Origin of the sequence: Streptomyces sp. NPDC089915 (assembly GCF_040684675.1) — a bacterium.
Taxonomy (GTDB): Bacteria; Actinomycetota; Actinomycetes; order Streptomycetales; family Streptomycetaceae; genus Streptomyces.
In genome coordinates this window covers 1-1,546 of record NZ_JBFBGN010000360.1, presented here as the reverse complement: position 1 = coordinate 1,546, position 1,546 = coordinate 1, and the positions used below count along the sequence as shown (strand labels likewise).

Here is a 1,546-nt window from a genome sequence, read left to right as displayed (position 1 = left end):
CTTCGTGCCCGCCGTGACGACGGCGAGCGCGAGGGCGGGCAGCAGGACGGGCGGGATGCTCGCGGGGTCGGTGTGCAGGCCGAAGAAGACGAAGAACACGGCCGCGAACAGGTCCCGCAGCGGGCTGAGCAGGGTGTGCGTGCCCTCCGCCACCTCCCCGGACAGGGCGATGCCGACGAGGAACGCGCCGACCGCGGCGGAGACCTGGAGCTGCTGGGCGATGCCCGCGACGAGCAGCGTCAGACCGAGGACCACGAGGAGCAGCTTCTCCGGGTCGTCGCCGGAGAAGAAGCGGGAGATGTGGCGTCCGTAGCGGACCGCGACGAACAGGACCGCCCCGGCGACGCCCAGGGCGATGGCCAGGGTGAGGCTGCCGGCGGCCAGGCCGACCCCGGCGAGGAGGGCCGTGATGATCGGCAGGTAGACCGCCATCGCCAGGTCCTCCAGGACCAGGATCGACAGGATGACCGGCGTCTCCCGGTTGCCGACCCTCCCCAGATCGCCCATGACCTTGGCGATGACCCCGGAGGACGATATCCAGGTGACCCCGGCCAGGACGACGGCGGCGACCGCGCCCCAGCCCATCAGCAGGGCGGCGACCGCACCCGGGACCGCGTTCAGGGCGAAGTCGACGAGCCCGGCCGGGTACTGGGTCTTGAGGTTGGACACCAGGTCCGAGGCCGTGTACTCCAGCCCCAGCATCAGCAGCAGGAGGATCACGCCGATCTCGGCGCCGATCGCGACGAACTCCTCACTCGCCCCCATGGGCAGCAGCCCGCCGGTCCCGAAGGCCAGCCCGGCCAGCAGGTAGAGCGGTATCGGGGAGAACTTCAGCCGGCCGGCGACCCGGCCCAGCAGACCCAGGCCCAGGATGATCGCGCCGAACTCGATCAGGAAGACAGCGGAATGCACGGGCGTCACTCCCGTCCGAGTATGGAGGCGGCCGCGTCGACGCCCTCGCGGGTGCCGATCACGATGAGGGTGTCCCCGCCGGCGAGACGGAAGTCCGGCGCGGGCGAGGGGCGGGCCTCCGCGCGGCGCAGTACGGCCACGATCGACACCCCGGTCTCCGTCCGCATCCTCGTCTCGCCCAGCAGCCGCCCGTTCCAGTACGAGTGCCCGGACAGCTCGACGCGCTCGGCGACCAGGCCGAGGCCGGTGGTGTGCAGGACGCTCGGGCTGTGGTGCGCCGGCATCAGGGCGTCGATCAGCGAGGCCGTCTCCGCGCCCGTCAGCCGCAGCGACTGGGCGCAGGCGTCGGGGTCGTCGGCCCGGTAGAGGTTCACCGTGCGCGTACCGTCTCGGTGCGCGACCACCGACAGGTGGCGGCGCTCGCGGGTGGTCAGGTCGTACTGGACCCCGATTCCCGGCAGTGGTGTGGTGCTCATCCGTGGAGCAGGCACGGCTGTCCCCCTCGTGTTCGCTTGCGTGGGCGGTGGCCGCCGGAGCGGCGGTCACTGGTCTCTCGGGCAGGAGAGGCCGCTCGGCGGGGGCCCATGGTGCCACTTTCCGCACGTCCGAAATATGGGTGTCGGCACGGATGGAC

General features: G+C 71.9%; 2 protein-coding genes. Both read right to left on the bottom strand.

The annotated features are described in order from the left end of the window. Positions 1–912, bottom strand: a 912-nt coding sequence (locus tag AB0O29_RS35805; RefSeq protein WP_365160589.1) for a cation:proton antiporter, incomplete at its 3' end; no start/stop codon positions are given. A gap of 5 nt (positions 913–917) precedes the next feature. Continuing rightward, positions 918–1,388: a TrkA C-terminal domain-containing protein gene (locus AB0O29_RS35800; protein WP_365160586.1), complete on the bottom strand. Its 471-nt coding sequence runs from the start codon at positions 1,386–1,388 to the stop codon at positions 918–920. Between the last annotated feature and the right edge of the window lie 158 nt (positions 1,389–1,546).